The organism is Ruminococcus sp. D54t1_190329_F1, from assembly GCF_015551645.1.
Classification (GTDB): Bacteria; Bacillota; Clostridia; order Lachnospirales; family Lachnospiraceae; genus Blautia_A; species Blautia_A faecis.
In genome coordinates this window covers 66,280-84,441 of record NZ_JADNDC010000010.1, presented here as the reverse complement: position 1 = coordinate 84,441, position 18,162 = coordinate 66,280, and the positions used below count along the sequence as shown (strand labels likewise).

Here is an 18,162-nt window from a genome sequence, read left to right as displayed (position 1 = left end):
GAGTCTGTGAAACTTTTTCTGCTGTAAACATTATCATTATGATTGTAACTCTACCCAAAACTTATTATAATAAGAATCATGAAAAGCAACACAGCAAGGAGGAACTTATGAAAAAGATCAAAAAACTGACATCCCTATTATTTTGCTGTCTGTTTTTATATCTGCTGGCATTTCCAGGACAGGTACAGGCAGCCTCTCTCACCCCTACTGCGCAAGATAACCTTAGTGTTAAATTAAGGCGTTCTTCTGACCTTATTTCTATTTCCAACGGCTATATGCGAGTATTCCGCAAAACAAACAGCGTCGGTATTGAATACTATGACAACAGCCTGCAGATTACAGACAAAAGAGAAATTCCCATGGAGCTTCCTTTATGGGGTGGTTTTTATGCAGGATCTGATGGATATTACCTGGTAGAGGGACAAAATAACACCGCCGAAGATAATTCCGCCGAGGTTATCCGTGTCATCCGATATGATACAAACTGGAATCGCAGCGGTGCGGCTTCCATTACAAGCAATCCGGATTTATTTGGAGGAGAGGTTCGCTATCCATTCGATTACGGATGTGTGGAAATGACAGAAACCAACGGAACTCTCTATATTGTAACCGGTCATGAAGGCTATGTAGATGAATCTGTTGGACAGGGACATCAGGGATTCCTTATGATTGCCGTTGACCAGGCTTCCATGACCGGAAAGATCGTAAGCTGTGATCTGTGGCACTCCTTTGCCCAGTATATCAAATCGCAGTCCTCTTATCTGTATGTTCTGGAGCAAAGCGAAGGTTCCCGCTGTACCAAACTTTCCAGATACGACAGTACCACCCTTGATGAAAAAACTATCGAGCTTCTTCCTTATGGTGGTTCCCGTACTTCCGTATGGGCACTGAACTGCTACGCAAGCGTAGATGGTATGGCTGTTTCTGCTGACAGTGTACTGTGTATCGGAACGACCATCGACCAGTCCCAGTATGACAATGTGACAAGTGACACTCCTCATAATATTTACCTTACAATTACTCCTGTTTCCGATTTTTCAAAAGAAGCAACCTCTGTAAAATACCTTACCAACTACACTGGCAATGGAAAGAGTTTTATGGGGGTAAAGATCACTCCAATCACAGAAAACCGTTTCATGATTTCCTGGGAAGAATATGAAAATACAGACGATTCTTCGTCAGAAAATTACGCATCTGCTGATGATTCTCTTTCTTCCAGTACTCTTCATTACCTCTTTGTTGATGGTAAGGGAAATGTACTTAGCAGGGAATACACCACTGCTGCGCCCGTATCCGACTGCCAGCCTGTCGTTAAAGATTCCAAGGTTGTTTACTACGCCTCCAATGCCAATACTGTTAATTTTTACTCTATTGATGCAAATGACGGCACAGCCTCCAAAAAGATTTACCGTACTGCAGGTGAAAATGCTACCTGGGATTTTGCAAATGGTGTTCTCACCATTTCCGGTCAGGGTGCACTTAATATCTCCACGGATGAAAACGATCGTTTCCCCGTTTCGTCCACTCAGGGCGGCTACAGTTTCTGGAGCGGCACGGCATGGAAGTCCATGAAAAATCAGGTAAAAAAAATAGTTATAAAATCCGGGATTACCAGTATTTCAGAAAATGCATTTAATTATCTGCCCAATCTGAAGGAAGTCGTAATTGAAAACGGTGTCCACACTATTGGAAAGGAAGCTTTTGCTTTCTGTTCTAATCTTGAAACAGTCACTCTGCCAGACAGCGTAATCAACATCGGGGATGACATTGTATGGGAAGGCTCCTACTGGTATTCCGGCGGTCATGTATACTACGCCACCATTTATGCCTCCTCTAACTCAGCTGCCATTACATATGCACGTAAGAATAACATTGGTTATGCCTGCGACCTTTCTCAGGCATCTGTAACCGGAGTTAAAGCGACTTATGCTTATACTGGAAAAGCTCTAAAACCAGTTCCAACTATTACTCTTGGAAAGCAAAAACTTATAGAAGGACAGGATTATAAAGTTACCTACAGCAATAACAAAAAAGTCGGAACTGCCACTGTAACCATTACAGGCCAGAACAACTATTTTGGAACTATTACCTTAGATTTCCAGATTACCTCAAGTTCAAATAACAAAGATGATAAACCTCAGACTACAGTAGTGAAATCCTTCAGTGATTCTTACAATGTCTACACAGTTAATAAAAATGGTACCTCTGTTACTTTAAAGCGGTCAAAGTCCAAAGCCATCACGACTGCAGCAATTCCTTCCTCTGTGAAGGCAAACGGTCGGACCTATAAAGTCACAGCCATTGCTTCCGGAGCTTTCAAAAACTGCCGGAAGCTAAGACAAGTAACCATTGCCAGGAATATTTCTTCCATCGGCACCAGTGCTTTCCAGGGCTGCAGTGCTTTACGGACTGTAAAGATTGGCTCCAAAGTTTCTTCCATTGGCAAAAAAGCATTCTACGACTGCAAGGCCCTTACTTCTGTCAGCATTCAGTCCAAGAAGCTTACCTCCGGTACCGTAGGAAAAAGTGCTTTCACCAAAGCCGGCAGAAACAACTACAAGAAGCTGAAAGTAAAAGTACCAGCAAGCAAGCTTTCCGCCTACAAAAAGCTCTTCAAGAGTAAGGGACTTTCTGCAAAAGCAAAAATCAGTAAATAAGCCATTTTTCTTTATGAAGCAGCTGCCATATAACAAATGAAGGGAGATGTGAAAAAACTCAATCGAGTTTTTTCACATCCCCCTGTTTTCTTTTTTGTCTGAATTTAAAGCTTCGAAGCATTCAAGATATAATTCTCCAAAGCCATTCGGCTAATCTTCCAGGTAGATCCCATGCGGAATCCATTCAGCTTTCCGGTATTAAGCAATTCATAAACTCTGTTCTTTCCCACTCCAAGATATTCAGCAACTTCTGAGACACTTAAAACAGTTAAAATAGAATTTTCCTTCTCTGCTGGTACTGAATTAGATGTAGTTGACATAATAGTTACCTCCTCATATAATCAAGTGTTTTTTATTGAAAATTCAAGGTTTTTCAACCTTTCATATCTCAGTGAATAAGCCACAGCTATGAGCATTTCGATGTATCAGGTACTGAAATAGCGGTTGAATGGTATACGAAATAAAACGTCATTGATTTTCGCTTTACTGGCCTTGTGTATACCCTTCCCTCTATGGCAGCTAACCTCCTATATCCACCAGGATCATCTCTGTCTCCAGAGGTCCTAACTTCCTTCGTCCTGCCTGCCCATAACCAGGGTGTCAGCTATGCTCCTATACGGGGTCTCGCCCCATGGAAAATATTCCTGCCGACTACTGGCTCATTCTTTGTATTATTGATTACTGACTCGCTTCCTGTTCCAGCACTGTGATCAGTGGACGTTATCTGTTACATTCTGCTTAATTCAGTGGCTGTCCACTTGACAGCCCCCATTACAGTTACTTGTCTTTCTTACGCAGCCTGTAGATAAACTGCCGGTCTCTTGATGTCACTGACCATCTTTTTCGGATCATAATCCACACCTTTTGTCAGCATGGCATTTACGAGCTTCTGGAAGAGGACATTATGGGCTCCGATATGTCTCTTAGTGAGAAGAACGAGAGGTTATCTCGACTCATTAAGATGAGAGAAAAGAAAGCAAACATTATGCTTGTAGGTTCTACTGGAAGTGGAAAGAGCTCGACAATCAATGCATTGTTCAGTATGCAGGTTGCTGAGGTTGGAGTAGGTGTAGATCCAGAGACAAGCAACATTACGAGCTACACTTTAGATAATCTCACTATTTGGGATACACCAGGTTTAGGTGATGGAATCGAAAATGATAAGGGTAAAATGCCTGGAAAGGATGTAACAACTATGAATAGAGTGATTTTAATGGGAAGACTAACAAAGAATCCGGAGATCAACTATGCCGGAAAAGATAATGATATGGCAGTAGCCAGATATACTCTGGCAATTGTTACCGGTAAACCGTAACGAGCAATCCTCTTCCTGTTTTGCTAAAAAAATCTCATTGCGTATTTAGACACAATATGCTTATAATGAGTCTATGGCAAAAGACCTTAAAGCTGTCCAATACAACTGAAGTTTTACGGGCAGGATTCTTATTCAAAATGTGAACTGCGGAGGAAATCATGATGAAGAAAAAAATTATTAAGCTGTTCGCAATACTGGCGGCTGTTTTTCTGGGATCCCTGGAGGTGGGATGGCGCTTTTTTAACATGGTGGTCTGCTGCAAAAGGGGAGAGCAGAAAAAGGAAAGAAAGAAATGGTTTGAACTGTCGCATATCAGGGAAAATCATCCACAGAACGGTTATGCCAGAGAATATAATGAGAGTAAGGCATGGTGCTTTGAACAGAAAATGCAGGACTGTTATATCAAAAGTATTGACGGATTAAAACTACATGCATTATATCTTCCTGCTGAAGCTGCGAAACGGATCGTCATATTAAGTCATGGATATCGTGGCAGCCGGTTTGGTACGTTGTCTTTTATGGCGAAATATCTGCATGAGCATCAGTGTGATGTCCTGTTTATAGAGCATCGTTGCTGCGGTGACAGCGAGGGAAACTATATTACTTTTGGAGCAAAGGAACAATGGGATGTGCAGCAATGGGCAGTATATATGGCTGAACGAAACAAAGAAAAGCTTCCGATTTACCTGTACGGACAATCCATGGGTGCAGCTTCTGTGCTGATGGCATCAGGACATACACTTCCACCGGAGGTGAAAGGCCTGATTGCGGACTGTGGTTTTCAGTCTATGGAAAGGCAGATGCGTGATATGGCAGCTAACTGGTTTCACCTGCATCATATTCCGTTGCTTCTGATGGAACTGGACTGGTTCTGTTCTCTTGTGGCTGGATTTCATATGAAAGATGCAGATACTACAGAAGCCATGAAAAAAAATAAAAGACCGGTTCTCTTTTTCCATGGAGAGAAGGACACCTATGTATATCCCAATAACTCTTTTCAGAACTATATGCTCTGCAGGGCAGAGAAGGAACTGGTGATCATACCGGGAGCTCGGCATCTGTGCAGTGCCTATGCAGATCCGGAACTGTATCAGCATAAGATGATGGAATTTTTTGAAAAATACGATTAAATGAAAAAATCTTGACCGGGATTTATCAGACATAGTACATAGCAGGAAATACACCTTTGAACTGCTAGAGCCTGTTTGAAAAATCATTCCCGCAATCTGCACGCCCCACTTTGCGGTATATTTCACCCGAATTCGGTTGCCGTAGCCCGCTACGGCGCCCTCATCCGGGTGAAATCTCCCACAAATTGTGACGCACATCTTGCAGAAAGCCTTTTTCAAACACGCTCTAGTACATCGAAAATTAAGTTTCTGCTATATTGACGTAGGATGATTTCTTCATATGCAAGGCGGAGGAAGGAGGCGTAGCGGTGGCTACGGCGACTGACGACAACGCAGCAGATGAAAAATCAGACAAGTCAATATGGCAGTTACTTAATTTTCGATGTACTATGTTAAATGTATGATAAGTTCCGGTCAATTTTTTATAAAGTGTTCATTAAGTCTTCAGGGTACTGGTATTTCCTGAGAAGGTATGATATTTTTTCACCTGAAGCATACATACAATGTTTTCTGTCCCGGATAAAGAGGAAAATCGGGACAATGGAGGTTATTTATTATATGAGAAATTATTATCCTTTGACGGCAGCTCAGAAAATGCATCACAACTGGATTCTGGATTATGGTACACAGCAGGTATCTGGCGTAAGCGTTGTGGCTTCTGTACAGGCAGAACTGGATTTTGGATTATTAAAAAAATGTATTCAGATGGAAACAGAGCGTTCCGGTTGTACCAGAGTCCGTTTTACAAAGCCGGATAAAGAAGGAAATGTAAAACAGTATATCGAAAAACAGGACCCGCGTGATATTGAGCTGAAGGATCTGTCAGGAATGGAAAGTCTGGCAAAGGCAGATGAGCTGATGCAGCAGTGGGCATATGAAACATTTGATGGAAATAATATTCCCATGTGTGAATTTACTATGCTGAAGCTTCCGGAAGGATACAATGGTTTCTTTTTACATATGGATCACAGACTGATTGATTCCTGTGGACTTGTAGTTATGATCGAAGATCTGTTCCAATTATATACGCATTACAGATATGGAACAGCCTGTCCTCAGGAACTGGTAGATTTTGAAACGGTTCTGAAAAAAGACCTGGCAAAGGCGGGCAATGAAAAGCGTTTTGCAAAAGATAAAAAATTCTGGGATGACCAGCTGGATGCACTGGGTGAGCCGTTATATTCTGATATTCAGGGACCGTCCGTATTGGAGGAAGCAAGAAAACGCCATGGAAATCCGAAGCTTCGTGCTTCTGACATTGAGATGAACGAGCTGTTTGTTGCAGTAAAGGATTATCATCTGGAACCGTATGCGACACAGAACCTGATGGATTTCTGTATGAATCATCAGCTTTCTATGACAAATCTGCTTCTGCTTGGTATCCGTACTTATCTGTCAAAAGTAAATAATGGACAGGAGGATATTACAATCCAGAATTTTATATCCAGACGTTCTACCCATGACGAATGGACTTCAGGAGGAAGCCGAACCATTATGTTTCCATGCAGAACAGTGATCTCACCAGAGACAGATTTTCTTTCGGCAGCTTATGAAATCCAGAATATGCAGAATCGAATTTATATGCACAGCAATTATGATCCGGCATTTATTGTGGATGAGATGAGAAAAAGATATCATACACCGGAGCATACCAGTTATGAAAGCTGCTATCTGACCTATCAGCCAATGCCGGTGAAGGTGGAGAATGAAATGCTTGGAACTATTCGCCAGCATGCCAAATGGTTTGCAAACGGTGCTGCAACCAAGAAAATGTATCTGACCGTATCTCACACCGAGGATGGGGGAATGAACTTCTCCTATCATTATCAGACTGCGCATCTGGAGGAGCATGACATGGAACTGTTGTATTATTATATGATGCGTATTCTTTTTAAAGGGATTGCAGAGCCGGATATGAGCATTGGAGAGATTATGGAACAGGTATAAAGAGCAACAGGTTCCACAAAGCCTGAAAGGTTAAGCGTGGTTAACGAGAACTTGTCGGCATTGTTTTTATAGAAATCAAAAATCAGGAGGAAATGGAATGAGTCAGGAAATGGAATTTAAAAATATTGTGGCGCAGTACAGTAAAGTGAAACCGGAAGAGATGACAGGTGAGATGAGATTTCGTGAGGATCTGGGATTTACTTCCCTGGATTTTATGTCTTTCCTGGGTGAGCTTGAGGATACCTTTGATATTGAACTGGATGAAAACGAAGTGACAAAAATTATAACTCTTGAGGAGGCACTTAAGCTTCTTGAGGAGCTTCAGTAGGACTTAACGTTACTGTTCCCGGAGTGAACAGTAAGAATTAACAGAGTGTCAGTTCACTGAACAGTGAAGGAGGAAAAATATGCTGATCAGGAATATATTAGAAGGAAGTGTACAGAAATTTGGCGAAGTCAAAGCAGTAAAATGGCTTAACCGAAAAGAAGTTCTGGAGAAAAGCTACAGCGAAATGATGAAAAACGTGATTTCTACCAGAAAAGGACTTCTTGCAGAAGGGTTTGAGGGAAAACATATTGCATTAATCGGAACCAGTTCTGTAGAATGGATCGAAAGCTATCTGGGAATTATTACAGGATGCACTACAGCGGTGCCGCTGGATGCTGCACTCCCGTGTGAAGAACTGATCGACCTGATAAATCGCTCCGATTCCGAAGCACTCTTCTTAAGTCCGAAACACAGACCATATCTGGAAGCATTTCTTGCAAACTGTCCGAAGCTTCAGAAGGTGTGGATGCTCCAGAAAGAGGTGGAGGATCTGCCTTCAGGAGTGTACAGTATCAATGAGCTGAGAGATATGGGAAAGAGTGCAGCAGAAGATGCTTCCTGTCCGGATGCAGAAGCTATTGCGACTATTATCTTTACTTCCGGAACCACAGGAAAGAGCAAAGGGGTTATGCTGACACAGAATAATCTGGCATCCAACGTTGAGGCAGTTAAGATTTCAGCAGAGCCTGGAACTGCCATGCTCAGTGTACTTCCAATCCATCATGCATTCTGCCTTGTCATGGACTGGCTGAAAGGATTTTCTCAGGGGGCAACTATCTGTATCAATGACTCCCTGCTTCATATGGTCAGAAATATGAGCATTTTTAAACCAGATATCATGCTCATGGTTCCGATGATGATTGAGACAATTTATAAGAGACTGGCGGCTGCTGATCCGGAAATCCCGAAGGCGGTTCTTGCAGAAAAAGTATTCGGCGGAAAACTGCAGACGATTTTTACCGGCGGGGCACATCTGGATCCGTACTATATTGACCGTTTTGCAGAATATGGCGTTCAGATACTGGAAGGATATGGCATGTCGGAATGTTCTCCTGTTATCAGTAATAATACACCGGAAAATCATAAACCGGGTTCTATCGGAAAACCACTTGAGAATGTGGAGATAAAGTTTGAAAACGGGGAGATTCTGGTAAAGGGTACAAGTGTTATGAAAGGGTACTATCAGATGCCGGAGGAGACAGCGGAAACACTGAAGGATGGCTGGCTGCATACAGGCGACAAGGGCTATATGGATGAAGATGGATACCTCTTTATTAACGGTCGTGTGAAAAATCTGATCATTCTCTCCAATGGGGAAAATGTATCACCAGAAGAACTTGAGAACAAGCTTGCGCTGAACCCGCTTGTTGCGGAAGTGATTGTAACAGGTGAAGAGAATGGTCTGACAGCACGCATCTATCCGGAACAGGCAGTTGTGGAGGCAAAGGCACTGGATACTGAGATGATTCGTTTACAGCTTCAGGCATTTCTGGATGAATACAATAAAAATCAGCCGACCTACCGTCGTATTACAGGTCTGGTGATCCGGAAAAATCCGTTTATACGCAGTACAACAAAGAAAATCAGGAGACAGGATGTCCTGATTGATGAGCCACAGGCATAAGAAAAAACCCGTCTGAGTGAATTGCTTAGACGGGTTTTTCTTATGCCTGTTTGAAAGAGCATTCCCGCAATCTGCACGCCCCACTTTGTGGGAATGCTTTTACAAACACGTCAGGATAAAAGTGGCAGCATGCCAGTCAGAAAAACCTGAGTCAGAATCTCTGCAATGACTTCTGGTTCAAGATCAAAATGATCCCGGGTCCATTTGTGAAGAACACCGATCGTGCTGCCGATCGCACAGGTGATCACATAAGATATTTCCTCTTTTGTGTGTCTGCCGGGTCTGGCACTGGAGGTAGTAGCGGTGACATAGTGATGAAGCATAGTCAGCATTTTTTCAAAAAGATCATTCCCATGGGGGGTGCTCAGAAGACTGGAAAGGAAAGGATTTTCCATTGTATAGCGGCAAAGTGTCAGAAAATAGGACTGACAGATATCCCGGTCATTTTCAGGATGAAATTTTTCCATTATAGAAAAAACATCCTGGATCGTCTTTTCCTCAACAGCGGATACAAGAGAGGGAATGTCTTGATAATGATTATAAAAAGTGCTTCTCGCGATACCGGCTGTCTTAGTGATATCGGATACTGTGATCTGATCAGGAGTTTTTTTCTTTAGAAGTTTAAAAAAAGCACCCAGGATGGCTTCATCCGCCACAGAATATCTTTCGTCAGGAAATGAATTTTGCATAGTCGCTTCCCTCCCAATATTTTATCAATAAATATAAGGATATGAGTGGCAAAAGACCTTTTGACTCTCATATCATGTATATATGGAAATCTGGAAAATGTTTATTTCTCTATTTCATAGGCAGGAATCAATATACATGCGCAGAAGTTTTCCAATGGCTGGAAACATTTGATAATAAGTTCACGATGAATCCTGGCACTGTAAGTCTTGAGACGACAGCTTCCGCCATTCAAGGCAACATCTGTATATGCGGCAAGGAGCTTCTTATCTCCGTTGGGAAATGCCTGATAAAAAGACTGGTCAAGTATTTCCAGAGTATCCATGCCTTCCAGAAGAAGCATTTCTTTATTGCAATAGCGGAAAACGAAGTCAATTCCAGTTCCGTTTTTATTAAAAATCAGTTCGATTACACAAAAAGCAAGGGGCATATCATCTAATACAGAAAAACGCGTACGAATATTTGGAGATAAAGTCTTGGCAGGATCCTGATGCAAAGATTTGTTCAGAAATTTGTGAGTGGCTGCGCCACGCTTACGTCCTTCCAGACGCACGCCATCCTTCATATGATAGGTGCAGTTCTCAATATGATCAATCTGTCCTCTGGAAACCACGGTGCCTTTATTTATGGAAATATAATCATAAGGTATAAGAATTTCATATAAATCTTTGACTGTGATAAAAGTTTTCACAACTCGTCCATCGGTCATATAAATGCAGGTCTTATTCGCCTGTCTGAGCAGATATTTAATATTACTGATATGGATATTGTTTTTCCTTAAAAATTTCATGATTTTTTCATCCATATAAATATCCCTCCGGTTATTAGTGTAAGGTAGAAGATGTCAGGTTACTATATTTCTGACATTGCTATCTGCAGATAATGAAATAAGTATACCATAAACGTAAAGATTTTACCAGTGTAATTGGGTAAAATATAAGGCTGCATGATCTGTATGCATCGTGATTTGTTTTGGGTGAAAAGAGCGCATAAAATCCGGTTTTTTCAGATGAAAAAATGTGCGGATATTATAAATGAAAAGCGAATTTTGTGATAATTTTACAATAAAATATGATATTTTCGAAAATAATTTCGGAACAGATAAATATATCATAAATACTGTAAAAAGACAGGGATTTTGGCATTAAACGTTTCTGCAATAAGTAATTAAAAAGGTATCACAACCGGAAGTGAAAGGTTGCGATACCTTTTTGCGTCAAACTGAAAATCGTTTTACCAGATTTGCCGAAACTTCAATTTTACAGGTATGCTGCCGGGGTTCGTTTATTTGAGAGAGAAGCTCTCTGGCGGCAACCTGTCCCATATAATGACGAGGGATGCTGATACTGGTAAGGGAGGGGTCGATAATGCGTCCCTCAGAGATATTGTCGAAGCCTACAATTGCCACCTGCTTCGGCACCTTGTAGCCTCTGAGACGCAAGGCCTTAATGGTTCCGATTGCAATCAGGTCATTGTCCGCAAAATAACAGTCTGCCAGAGTATCTCCCCTGTCAATAATTGCAAGCATATCTGCCATTGCTCCATCAATGGTTGGAGAAAGCTGGTGGATAATACAGCGGGAACGGGACATTCCGTTATCATGGACAGCATGATAAAATCCCTCCAGGCGCTCTGAAAAGTTGCGGAGAGGATAAGCAGACTGCAGGTATCCAGGCTGCTTCATTCTCCGGCTGATCAGATAATCGGTAGCCAGATAAGCTCCCTGACGGTTATTGGGAACAACATAATTACAGTTAAGGTTTTCAAAATAGGCGTCTAGGATCACCACCGGAAAAGGAAGCTTCAGGAAAGGCCGGACCATTTCTTCCCGCATTTCAGTACCAAACAAAATAATTCCAACGCAGTCAGTAGTTCTTAAATCCCCCAGATAATGCTCCAGATTATCCCGCTTTTCATAAAATGTGATTACTTTCAGTTTATAATTATCTTTTTGCACTACGGATTCCATACCCTCCACCATAGCATCAAAAATAGGAGAATAGGACATGATGGCATTATGGGAACGATAGCTTACCGCGTAAATGCTTCCGGCTTTATTTTTCTTTAGAGAAAGTTTGGTAAAGTCGTAGCCGTATTTTTCCGCAGCTTCTACCACCAGCCGGCGGGTTTCAGTGCTGACTCCGGGCTTATTATTCAGCGCCATGGAGACGGCAGTCTGTGAAAGATTCAGTTTTCTGGCCAGTTCTTTAGCAGTAATGGACATTTGCGGCACCTCCCGGAGTGGTATTTAGTAAAGTATCTGCTGTTTAGGGCAGAAAGTTGGTTTTCTGTGGAAACTGTTCATATTTCTTTGGCAGAAGTTTTTTCTGTTGTATATATTGTACTTCTTAATTGAAAAATAAACAATATATTTGCGAAAAATAAAGCGAAAATAAAGTCAAAAACACTTTATTTTTTATTGGAATAAAGCTGAAAGAGACCTATACTAGAGCTACAAAGAAAAGCAAACAGAATATCTGGGTAAGTAATAAAGAAAAAGATTTTACAGCTAAGAAAAACCAAAAGAAAATAATAAATATAAACAAGGAGGAATACCAGAATGGCAAAGATCAAAATCGGCTACGCGCCAACCAGACGAAGTATTTTCAGTGCACCGGATGCAGTTAAGTATCGTGGACTTACTGCAGACAGATTAAAAGAATTAGGAATCGATTTTGTAGACATCACAGACGTAAATGATGAGGGCCTTCTTTATGACGAGGCTGGCCGCATTAAGATTGCAGAGAAATTCAAAAAAGAGAAAATCGACGGACTTTTCCTTCCACACTGCAATTTCGGAACTGAGTTTGAATGCGCAAGACTTGCAAAAGAGTTAAATGTACCGGTTCTTCTGTGGGGACCTCTTGATGAGAGACCAGACGAGAATGGTGTCCGTCTTCGTGATACACAGTGCGGACTTTTTGCAACAGGTAAAGTCCTCAGAAGATTCCGCGTTCCATTTACATACATGACAAACTGCAGACTGAATGATCCGGTATTCGAGCGTGGACTTCGTGATTTCATGGCTGTCTGTAATGTAGTAAAAACCTTCCGCAACATGAGAATCCTTCAGATTTCCACAAGACCATACGAGTTCTGGTCCACCATGTGCAACGAAGGTGAGCTCCTTGAGAAATTCAACATCCAGCTGACACCAATCCCAATGCCAGAGCTGACAGATGAGATGAAGAAAGCAAAAGCAGAGGGAACAGAGGTTGCAAAGGTTGTGGAATACTGCCGCCAGAACATGGAAATCTGTGTAAAAGACAACGAGCTTGAGAATGTAGCAGCTCTTAAGGTTGCTATGGGAAATCTTATTAAGAAATACGGCTGCCAGGCAGCTGCAATCCAGTGCTGGAACCAGCTGCAGAGCGAGATCGGAATCATGCCATGTGCAGCAAATGCACTTCTCAATGAAGAAGGAATTCCGGTTGTATGTGAGACCGATATTCACGGTGCAATTACCGCTCTTCTTGTTGAGGCAGCAGCACTTGATGACACAAGAAGCTTCTTCGCAGACTGGACCATCCGCCATCCTGATATTGAGAACGGCGAGCTCCTTCAGCACTGCGGACCATGGCCAATCTCTGTTGCAAGAGAGACACCGAAGCTTACTTATCCGCTGGCATTCAGCCATCCGGGAAGCATTACAGCTGAGGCAAAGCATGGTGAAGTGACACTGGCACGTTTCGACGGTGATAACGGAGAATACTCCATGCTCCTCGGAAAAGCAAAAGGCGTTGACGGACCGAAAGGTATGGGAACTTACCTCTGGGTTGAGGTTGAGAACATCAAACGTCTGGAAGCCAAGATTGTAGAAGGACCATATATCCATCACTGTGTAGGTATCCATAAAGATGTAGTTCCGGTACTTTACGAGGCATGCAAATACATGGGAATCACTCCTGATTTATATGATCCTATTGAAGAAGATGTGAAAGCATATTTAAGAGGTGAATGAGAATGGAAAATTTAAAGGCAAAATCTTTTGACTTAAGAAAAGATACTGTAGACATTATCGTTGCCGGAAAGGGCGGTCATATTGGCGGCGACATGAGTGTGATCGATACTTTGATGAGCCTGTATTTCTGCCAGATGAACATTTCTCCGGAAAACATGGATGACCCGAATCGCGACCGTTTCGTACTCAGCAAAGGTCATTCTGTAGAGGCGTACTACGCTGTACTTGCAGCAAAGGGCTTTCTGGACCTGGAAGATATTAAAGCACATTTTTCAAAATTTGGTTCCAAATATATCGGACACCCGAACAATAAGCTTCCTGGAATCGAGATGAACTCAGGTTCTCTGGGACATGGACTTCCGGTATGCGTAGGCATGGCTCTTGCAGGCAAAAAAGATAACAGAGATTACCGTGTTTACACCGTAATGGGTGATGGTGAGCTGGCAGAGGGTTCTGTATGGGAGGGCTTCATGGCAGGACATCAGTACAAGCTGGACAATCTTTGCGCAGTAATCGACCGTAACCGTCTTCAGATTTCCGGAAATACAGAGGACGTTATGGGACATGATGATCTCCATGAGCGTATCCGTTCTTTCGGATGGCATGTGATCGATGTAAAAGACGGAAACGATATTGACCAGTTAAATGCTGCTTTTGAAGAAGCAAAAACTGTAAAAGGCAAACCAACCGCTGTAATTGCCAACACTGTAAAAGGCTGTGGCTCTTCCGTAATGGAAAACAAGGCAAACTGGCATCACAAGGTTCCAACACAGGAAGAATATGATCAGATCATCGCGGATTTTGCAGCAAGAAAGGAGGCCGCTCTTCATGAATAAGATTCCAAACAGACAGGCCATCTGTGAAGTTTTGATGGATAAAGCAAAAGAAGACAAAGATATTATGGTGCTTTGCAGCGATTCCAGAGGATCCGCTTCCATGACACCATTTGCAGATAATTTCCCGGATCAGTTTATTGAGACCGGTATTGCAGAGCAGAATCTGGTAAGTATTTCCGCAGGTCTTGCAAAATGTGGAAAGAAGCCATTTGCATGCTCACCGGCCTGCTTCTTATCCACAAGAAGCTACGAGCAGGCCAAGGTTGACGTGGCATACTCCAATACAAATGTTACGCTGATCGGTATCAGTGGTGGTATCAGCTACGGCGCACTTGGAATGAGCCATCATTCTGCACAGGATATCGCAGCTATGTCCGCAATCCCGAATATGAGAGTTTACCTTCCAAGTGATCGTCATCAGACAAAGCATCTGATCGAGGCTCTGTTGAAGGATGAGAAACCATCTTACATCCGTGTTGGAAGAAATCCGGTTGAGGATATTTATACAGAAGACAACTGCCCATTTGAAATGGACAAGGCAACTGTTCTGAAAGAGGGAACAGATGTGGCAATTATCGCCTGCGGCGAGATGGTGCGCCCGGCATTTGCAGCAGCCAAGTTACTGGAGGAGCAGGGAATTTCCGCAACTGTACTGGATATGTACTGCGTGAAACCGCTTGACGCTGAAGGCGTTGTAAAAGCTGCCAAGAATGCAAAGGCAGTGATCACGGTAGAAGAGCACGCACCATTTGGAGGACTTGGCTCCATGGTTGCACAGGTTGTTGGTGCAGAATGCCCGAGAAAAGTGGTGAACATGGCTCTTCCGGATGCTCCGGTTATCACAGGCACTTCACAGGAAGTATTTGATTACTATGGATTAAATGCTGAAGGTATTGCGAAGAAGGCTGTAGAAGCTCTGAAATAGAAATTAAATAAGAAACAAATTTAAGCGTGACTGACAGACTGCGTGGATGCAGAACCAGGATGCTGCTTAGAAGTGCTGCCCGATTGGGCGTGCTTCTGAGCAGTCTGGTCAGGCACGCTTATTATTTAGTTACAAAACAGACTTAAGGTACAGAGATGTTGATTTTAGAGAATATAAAAGTTTTAAGAGGATAGTAAACATGGCAAAATATATTATTAGTATTGATCAGAGTACCCAGGGTACCAAGGCGCTCCTTTTCGATGAGACAGGAAGCATTATGCGCCGTACTGACCGCCCTCACAGGCAGATCATCAATGAAAAGGGCTGGGTTTCCCATGATCCAGAGGAAATTTACAGCAATGTTCTGGAGGTTGTGAAAGAGCTTCTGGAGGGGGTAGAGAAGGAATATGTAGTTGGGCTGGGAATCAGTAACCAGCGTGAAACTTCTCTTGCATGGAACCGCGTCACCGGTAAGCCTTACGGAAATGCAGTTGTATGGCAGTGCGCCCGTGCCGTGGATATCTGTGCACGTGTGGAAAAGGCTGGCGCAGCAGAGCTGATCCGCCAGAAAACAGGAATGAATCTTTCCCCTTATTTTCCGGCTTCCAAGATCGCATGGCTTCTGGAAAATGAAGAGGGCGCAAAAGCGGCGGCAGAGCGTCATGAAATCTGCCATGGCACTATTGACAGCTGGCTGGTTTACAAGCTGACAGGGGGCAAAGAATACAGAACCGATTATTCCAATGCTTCCAGAACACAGCTTTTCAATATTTTTGATCTGAAATGGGATGAAGAAATTTGCGGATTATTTGGTATTGATCCGGCAAATATGGCAGAGGTTACGGATTCCGATGCCTGCTTCGGCGAAACGGATTTCGAGGGACTTCTTCCTCATAAGATTCCAATCCATGGCGTAATGGGCGATTCCCACGGCTCTCTTTTTGGACAGGGATGTTTGCAGCCTGGTATGATCAAATCCACTTATGGAACCGGTTCTTCTATTATGATGAATATTGGGGAGAAGCCGATTCTCAGTACTCATGGGGTTGTTACTTCTCTTGCGTGGAAAATCGGCGGCAAGGTTAACTATGTGCTTGAAGGCAATCTGAACTATACAGGCGCTGTGATTACCTGGCTGAAGGACGATCTTCAGATCATTTCTTCTCCTGGAGAGACCGGTAAACTGGCGAAAGAGGCCATTCAGGAGGACAGCCTGTATCTGGTTCCTGCATTCAGCGGTCTTGGCGCTCCTTACTGGGACAGCGAGGCGAGAGCTTCTGTTGTAGGCATGAGCCGTACTACCCGCAAGGCTGAGTTTGTAAGAGCGGCACTTGAATGTATTGCCTATCAGATTACAGATGTTGTACAGGCTATGTCTGAGGATGCTGGTGTTCCGGTGAAGGAGCTTCGCGTAGATGGCGGTCCGACCCGAAACGACTATCTGATGCAGTTTCAGAGCAATATTGCAGACGCCGGAGTACTGGTTCCGGATTCCGAGGAGCTTTCCGCTATCGGACCGGCCTATGCGGCAGGATTACAGCTTGGTGTCTGGGATGAAAGTATTTTTGGAAAATTAAACCGTGTGTCCTATAAACCGGACATGGAAGTGGAAAAACGTGAGCAGAAGTATGCAGGATGGAAGAAAGCAGTTGCTTCTGTGATCACAAACAAATAAATTTATTTAAGGGTACAAGCAGGAGGGACAGCGCGGTTAGAAACTACGCCGTCCCTTTTTGTCTGTATGGTGGCTGCATCGCTAAATAAATGTGACACTAAATAAAGAAATTGGACTTGACGGTGGAGGCCCTGTAATCGTAAAATTTTTGTATAAACTATAAAAGGATGGAGTGGGTTTTGATACTTTAATAGGGCAAAATTCACAAGTGAAAATACAAAGCCAGGGAGAAAGTTTCCGGAGCTTTGTGAAAACGCAGAGCGTATTTGAAAAGGCTCTATACTGGTTAAGAGAAGGAGAACAGAGAAATGAAATTAGGAATTGTTTATACAAGTACCACACCAGAGCTGATTGAGTGTGTAAATGAAGAAATCAAAAAAAATCTTGGCGATGCACCGGAAATCTTGAATTATCAGGATCCGTCTATTCTGGCAGAAGTAAGAGAGCATGGATATGTAACAGCAGGCGCAGCAGCCCGTCTTGTAGGAATGTATATGCAGGCTGTTTCTGACGGTGCAGATGCGGTTTTGAACTGCTGCTCTTCTGTTGGCGAGGTTGCAGATGCGGCTCAGGATATTGGCCGTTATACCGGTATTCCGATTGTCCGTATTGATGAGGAGATGTGCCGCGAGGCAGCCCGCCTTGGCAAGAGAGTGGGCGTTCTGGCTACATTGCCTACCACCCTGGAACCAACTAAGAATACAGTTTCCCGTGTGGCAAGAGAGATGAATCGCCATGTAGAGCTGGTGGATGGCCTGGTAGATGCTTTTGGTGCAGACCAGGATAAATTTAAGGCACTTCTTTGCGGAAAAGCTACTGAGATCGCAGACCAGGTAGACGTAATTCTTCTGGCACAGGGCTCTATGGCCTATGCAGAGGATGCAATCCACGAGAAGATCGGCAAACCGGTACTTTCCAGCCCGCGCTTTGGAGCACAGGCACTTGCAGCAGCATTGAAAGCGAAAGGCTTATAAAGAATAATATATGGAATATCGCGGAGCAGCTGACTTTCCTATATGGTGATGTCGCTGATAGGCGACATGTCCGTTTAATCAGAATATGAAATTACAGAAGGAG

Annotated in this window: 15 protein-coding genes and 2 pseudogenes; 13 read left to right on the top strand and 4 right to left on the bottom strand. The window is 43.1% G+C overall.

From position 1 onward, the window contains the following. The first annotated feature begins 107 nt into the window (after positions 1 to 107). Positions 108 to 2,657, top strand: a complete 2,550-nt coding sequence (locus I2D69_RS06375; protein ID WP_173772765.1) for a leucine-rich repeat domain-containing protein — start codon at positions 108 to 110, stop codon at positions 2,655 to 2,657. Positions 2,658 to 2,761: 104 nt separating this feature from the next. Here the strand turns inward: I2D69_RS06375 and I2D69_RS06370 are convergent, their stop codons facing one another. Continuing rightward, complete coding sequence (locus tag I2D69_RS06370; RefSeq protein WP_195379586.1) at positions 2,762 to 2,977, bottom strand: helix-turn-helix domain-containing protein; 216 nt, start codon at positions 2,975 to 2,977, stop codon at positions 2,762 to 2,764. Positions 2,978 to 3,561: 584 nt separating this feature from the next. Between I2D69_RS06370 and I2D69_RS20005 the strand changes: the two are divergent. The 7 genes and pseudogenes from I2D69_RS20005 to I2D69_RS06345 all read left to right on the top strand — a co-directional run. Then, positions 3,562 to 3,849, top strand: a pseudogene (locus I2D69_RS20005) (GTPase); the annotation flags it as partial. Positions 3,850 to 3,852: 3 nt separating this feature from the next. Beyond that, a pseudogene (locus I2D69_RS20000) lies at positions 3,853 to 3,954 on the top strand (single-stranded DNA-binding protein); the annotation flags it as partial. A gap of 176 nt (positions 3,955 to 4,130) precedes the next feature. After that, positions 4,131 to 5,102, top strand: a complete 972-nt coding sequence (locus I2D69_RS06360; protein WP_227199278.1) for an alpha/beta fold hydrolase — start codon at positions 4,131 to 4,133, stop codon at positions 5,100 to 5,102. 75 nt (positions 5,103 to 5,177) lie between these two features. Next, on the top strand, positions 5,178 to 5,363 hold the full coding sequence (locus tag I2D69_RS20840; protein WP_347708383.1) for a DUF6783 domain-containing protein: 186 nt from the start codon (positions 5,178 to 5,180) through the stop codon (positions 5,361 to 5,363). 297 nt (positions 5,364 to 5,660) lie between these two features. Next, positions 5,661 to 7,049: a condensation domain-containing protein gene (locus tag I2D69_RS06355; RefSeq protein ID WP_173734822.1), complete on the top strand. Its 1,389-nt coding sequence runs from the start codon at positions 5,661 to 5,663 to the stop codon at positions 7,047 to 7,049. A gap of 97 nt (positions 7,050 to 7,146) precedes the next feature. Continuing rightward, positions 7,147 to 7,377 (top strand): acyl carrier protein, encoded by a 231-nt coding sequence (locus I2D69_RS06350; RefSeq protein WP_173734821.1) that lies wholly within the window; start codon positions 7,147 to 7,149, stop codon positions 7,375 to 7,377. 79 nt (positions 7,378 to 7,456) lie between these two features. After that, entirely contained in the window at positions 7,457 to 9,001 is a 1,545-nt protein-coding gene (locus tag I2D69_RS06345; RefSeq protein WP_195379585.1) for an AMP-binding protein, read from the top strand. A 110-nt stretch (positions 9,002 to 9,111) separates the two neighbouring features. Here I2D69_RS06345 and I2D69_RS06340 read toward each other — a convergent pair whose 3' ends face one another. From I2D69_RS06340 to I2D69_RS06330, 3 genes are all read right to left on the bottom strand, one after another. Next, a complete protein-coding gene (locus I2D69_RS06340) occupies positions 9,112 to 9,690 on the bottom strand; it encodes a TetR/AcrR family transcriptional regulator (RefSeq protein WP_195379584.1) in 579 nt (192 codons plus the stop codon). Between the two features lie 101 nt (positions 9,691 to 9,791). Beyond that, positions 9,792 to 10,493, bottom strand: coding sequence for a hypothetical protein (locus tag I2D69_RS06335; RefSeq protein ID WP_195379583.1), 702 nt, complete (start codon positions 10,491 to 10,493; stop codon positions 9,792 to 9,794). A gap of 411 nt (positions 10,494 to 10,904) precedes the next feature. Further along, the gene (locus tag I2D69_RS06330; protein WP_195379582.1) at positions 10,905 to 11,912 is read right to left on the bottom strand and encodes a LacI family DNA-binding transcriptional regulator; all 1,008 of its coding nucleotides are present in this window, start codon (positions 11,910 to 11,912) and stop codon (positions 10,905 to 10,907) included. 336 nt (positions 11,913 to 12,248) lie between these two features. On the opposite strand from I2D69_RS06330, the gene I2D69_RS06325 reads away from it, so the two are divergent. The 5 genes from I2D69_RS06325 (at position 12,249) to I2D69_RS06305 (ending at position 18,059) form a co-directional block, all read left to right on the top strand. Next, complete coding sequence (locus I2D69_RS06325; RefSeq protein ID WP_118577679.1) at positions 12,249 to 13,649, top strand: L-fucose/L-arabinose isomerase family protein; 1,401 nt, start codon at positions 12,249 to 12,251, stop codon at positions 13,647 to 13,649. Positions 13,650 to 13,651: 2 nt separating this feature from the next. Beyond that, complete coding sequence (locus I2D69_RS06320) at positions 13,652 to 14,485, top strand: transketolase (RefSeq protein WP_173715704.1); 834 nt, start codon at positions 13,652 to 13,654, stop codon at positions 14,483 to 14,485. Further along, a complete protein-coding gene (locus I2D69_RS06315) occupies positions 14,478 to 15,410 on the top strand; it encodes a transketolase C-terminal domain-containing protein (protein WP_195379581.1) in 933 nt (310 codons plus the stop codon). The genes I2D69_RS06320 and I2D69_RS06315 overlap by 8 nt, the downstream gene beginning before the upstream one ends. 199 nt (positions 15,411 to 15,609) lie before the next feature. Beyond that, positions 15,610 to 17,085, top strand: coding sequence for a glycerol kinase (locus I2D69_RS06310; RefSeq protein WP_195379580.1), 1,476 nt, complete (start codon positions 15,610 to 15,612; stop codon positions 17,083 to 17,085). Between the two features lie 308 nt (positions 17,086 to 17,393). After that, entirely contained in the window at positions 17,394 to 18,059 is a 666-nt protein-coding gene (locus I2D69_RS06305; RefSeq protein WP_195379579.1) for an aspartate/glutamate racemase family protein, read from the top strand. The last annotated feature ends 103 nt before the right edge of the window (positions 18,060 to 18,162 follow it).

Coding starts and splice junctions, on each gene's coding strand:
- I2D69_RS06320 (WP_173715704.1), top strand. CDS start 13,652: ATGGAAAATTTAAAGGCAAAATCTTTTGACTTAAGAAAAGATACTGTA.
- I2D69_RS06335 (WP_195379583.1), bottom strand. CDS start 10,493: ATGGATGAAAAAATCATGAAATTTTTAAGGAAAAACAATATCCATATC.
- I2D69_RS06375 (WP_173772765.1), top strand. CDS start 108: ATGAAAAAGATCAAAAAACTGACATCCCTATTATTTTGCTGTCTGTTT.
- I2D69_RS06370 (WP_195379586.1), bottom strand. CDS start 2,977: ATGTCAACTACATCTAATTCAGTACCAGCAGAGAAGGAAAATTCTATT.
- I2D69_RS06340 (WP_195379584.1), bottom strand. CDS start 9,690: ATGCAAAATTCATTTCCTGACGAAAGATATTCTGTGGCGGATGAAGCC.
- I2D69_RS06360 (WP_227199278.1), top strand. CDS start 4,131: ATGATGAAGAAAAAAATTATTAAGCTGTTCGCAATACTGGCGGCTGTT.
- I2D69_RS06305 (WP_195379579.1), top strand. CDS start 17,394: ATGAAATTAGGAATTGTTTATACAAGTACCACACCAGAGCTGATTGAG.
- I2D69_RS06325 (WP_118577679.1), top strand. CDS start 12,249: ATGGCAAAGATCAAAATCGGCTACGCGCCAACCAGACGAAGTATTTTC.
- I2D69_RS06350 (WP_173734821.1), top strand. CDS start 7,147: ATGAGTCAGGAAATGGAATTTAAAAATATTGTGGCGCAGTACAGTAAA.
- I2D69_RS06345 (WP_195379585.1), top strand. CDS start 7,457: ATGCTGATCAGGAATATATTAGAAGGAAGTGTACAGAAATTTGGCGAA.
- I2D69_RS06315 (WP_195379581.1), top strand. CDS start 14,478: ATGAATAAGATTCCAAACAGACAGGCCATCTGTGAAGTTTTGATGGAT.
- I2D69_RS06330 (WP_195379582.1), bottom strand. CDS start 11,912: ATGTCCATTACTGCTAAAGAACTGGCCAGAAAACTGAATCTTTCACAG.
- I2D69_RS06310 (WP_195379580.1), top strand. CDS start 15,610: ATGGCAAAATATATTATTAGTATTGATCAGAGTACCCAGGGTACCAAG.
- I2D69_RS06355 (WP_173734822.1), top strand. CDS start 5,661: ATGAGAAATTATTATCCTTTGACGGCAGCTCAGAAAATGCATCACAAC.